The 2,856-nt window shown below is 67.1% G+C and carries 2 protein-coding genes; both read left to right on the forward strand.

The genetic code is table 11. From position 1 onward, the window contains the following. Nucleotides 1–704, forward strand: a 704-nt coding sequence (locus DBR20_RS00025; protein WP_181392977.1) for a ThiF family adenylyltransferase, incomplete at its 5' end; no start/stop codon positions are given. Nucleotides 705–928: 224 nt separating this feature from the next. Next, nucleotides 929–2,764, forward strand: coding sequence for a monovalent cation:proton antiporter-2 (CPA2) family protein (locus tag DBR20_RS00030; RefSeq protein ID WP_108264741.1), 1,836 nt, complete (start codon nucleotides 929–931; stop codon nucleotides 2,762–2,764). The last annotated feature ends 92 nt before the right edge of the window (nucleotides 2,765–2,856 follow it).

Below are 2,856 nucleotides of genomic sequence, written 5' to 3' on the forward strand. Positions count from 1 at the left end.
GTGCAGGGGGCCTGGGCGCGCCGGCCGGCTTCTATCTGGCGGCGGCCGGGGTAGGGCACCTGCGTTTCGCCGACCACGACCGTGTCGAGCGCAGCAACCTGCATCGGCAGATCGTGCATACCGAGGCCAGCGTCGGCCAGTTGAAGGTGGATTCGGCACGTGAGCGATTGCTGGCATTGAACCCGTCCATCGAGGTCGAGGCCGTGCCCGAGCGGGTGACTTCGGAGAACGTGGACCGCCTGCTGCAGGATGTCGACGTGGTGCTGGATGGTTCGGACAACTTCCCGCTGCGCTACCTGCTCAACGACGCCTGCATCAAGCACGCCAAGCCCATGGTCTACGCCGCCATCGAGCGCTTCGACGGCCAGGTGAGCGTGTTCGATGCCGGCCGCCAGCGTGGCGTGGCACCGTGCTACCGATGCCTGTTCCCGGAGCCGCCGCCGCCGGAGTTCGCGCCCAACTGCTCCGAAGCGGGTGTGCTGGGCGTGCTGCCGGGCCTGGCCGGGGTGCTGCAGGCCACCGAAGTGCTGAAGCTGCTGCTGGGCATCGGCGAGCCGCTGGTGGGCCGCCTGCTGCGCTTTGACGCGCTGGGCATGCGTTTCCGCGAGACCGGCATCGGACCGGACCCGCAGTGCCCGGTGTGTGCGCCGGGCGTGCCGTTCCCGGGGTACATCGATTACGCCGCGTTTTGTCGGGGCGGGTGATTGTCATAGGTAGCGCCGGGCCATGCCCGGCGAGCGCAGCGGCGCCTGCCCGTACATCCGCCGGGCATGGCCCGGCGCTACCGTGCATTATTCCGGGATGATGTTGGGGGTCATCCCTGGCATCGTTCCATCTCCAAGACAATAAAACGCAACACACGTGCTATTGCCGTCATCGGTGTTGCTCTATCGTTGAGTCCGATTTCGATTTCCGGGGAACCCACCGCATGGCGGTAGAAGCAGCGACCAGCGAGCTGGTCAAGGTCGTCGCCCTGTTGGGCGCAGCGGTGGTGATGGTGCCGCTGTTCCGTCGGCTCGGCCTGGGCTCGGTGCTGGGCTACTTTGCCGCCGGCCTGGCGATCGGTCCGTTCGGGCTGGGCTGGTTCTCCGACCCGCAGGCGATCCTGCATACCGCCGAACTCGGCGTGGTCATGTTCCTGTTCGTCATCGGCCTGGAAATGCGGCCCTCGCACCTGTGGAGCCTGCGCAAGGAAATCTTCGGGCTGGGCACGCTGCAGATCGTCACCTGCGCGCTGGTGCTGACCAGCATCGCCAAGCTGTTCGGGCTGCCGTGGCAGATCGCCTTCATCGGCGCCACCGGTTTCGTGCTGACCTCCACCGCAGTGGTGATGCAGCTGCTGGCCGAGCGTGGCGATATCGCGCTGCCGTCGGGGCAGAAGATCGTCTCGATCCTGTTGTTCGAAGACCTGCTGATCGTGCCGTTGCTGGCGCTTGTCGCCTGGATGGCGCCGGCTGCCGGCAGTGCCGATGGCGAGGGCTCGCGCTGGATGTCGGTGGCGATCGGCGTGGGTGCCATCGTCGGCTTGGTGCTGGTCGGTCGCTTCCTGCTCAACCCGCTGTTCCGCGTGCTGGCCGAATCGAAGGCGCGCGAAGTGATGACCGCCGCCGCACTGCTGGTGGTGCTGGGCGCGGCGCTGCTGATGCAGCTGTCCGGCCTGTCGATGGCAATGGGCGCGTTCCTGGCGGGCGTGCTGCTGAGCGAATCGACCTTCCGCCACCAGATCGAGGCGGACATCGAACCGTTCCGCGGCATCCTGCTGGGCCTGTTCTTCCTCAGCGTGGGCATGGCGCTGGACCTGGGCGTGGTGGCCGGCAACTGGCCGATGATCCTCGGCCTGGTGGTTGCGCTGATGGCGGCCAAAGCGCTGTGCATCTATCTGGTGGCGCGCTTGATGGGCAGCGACCATGCGCAGGCGCTGGACCGTGGCGTGCTGATGGCGCAGGGCGGCGAATTCGCCTTCGTGCTGTTCTCGGCCGCGGCGAGTGCTGGGGTGATCAGCCTGGACATCAATGCCAACTTCACCGCCGTGGTGGTGCTGTCGATGGCGCTGACGCCGCTGGTGGTGCTGGTCTACAAACGCGTGGCGCCGAAGCCGACGGTGAACCTGGATGGCGTGGACGAGGCCGATGGCCTGTCCGGCAGCGTGCTGCTGATCGGCTTCGGCCGCTTCGGGCAGGTGGCCAGCCAGTCGCTGCTGGCCCGCGACGTGGACGTGACCATCATCGACAACGATGTGGAGATGATCCAGAGCGCGGCGCGCTTCGGCTTCAAGATCTACTACGGCGACGGCACCCGCCTGGATGTGCTGCATGCTTCCGGTGCAGCTACCGCACGCGCGATTGCCGTGTGCGTGGACAAGGCCGAGGCCGCCGACCGCATCGTCGAACTGGTGGCGCACGAGTTCCCGCAGGCCAAGCTGATGGTGCGCTCGTTCGATCGCGAACATGCGCTGCGGTTGATACACGCCGGTGTCGATTTCCAGATCCGTGAGACCTTCGAATCGGCGGTGTTGTTCGGGCAGTTTGCACTGGTCGAGCTGGGCGCGGACGAAGACGATGCGATCGAGATCGCGACCGAGATCCGCCGCCGCGACGCCGAGCGCTTCGAGCTGGAGATTGCCGGTGCCGGTCTGACTGCCGGTGCGCGGATGATGTACGGCAACACGCCGCCCGGCGTGCCGACGCCGACGCCGTTCACCGCGCCCAAGCGCGCGAGCAAGACGCTGAATCCGCAGGACGTTCCGGAAGAAGAAGAGGAATGATCGTCACGCGCCGCGCTTCGCGCTCGCCGGGCATGGCCCGGCGCTACCGGGGCGTCGCGCGATTCATGGGTAGCGGCGGGCCATGCCCGGCG

The organism is Stenotrophomonas sp. HMWF023 (assembly GCF_003060985.1).
Taxonomy (GTDB): Bacteria; Pseudomonadota; Gammaproteobacteria; order Xanthomonadales; family Xanthomonadaceae; genus Stenotrophomonas; species Stenotrophomonas lactitubi.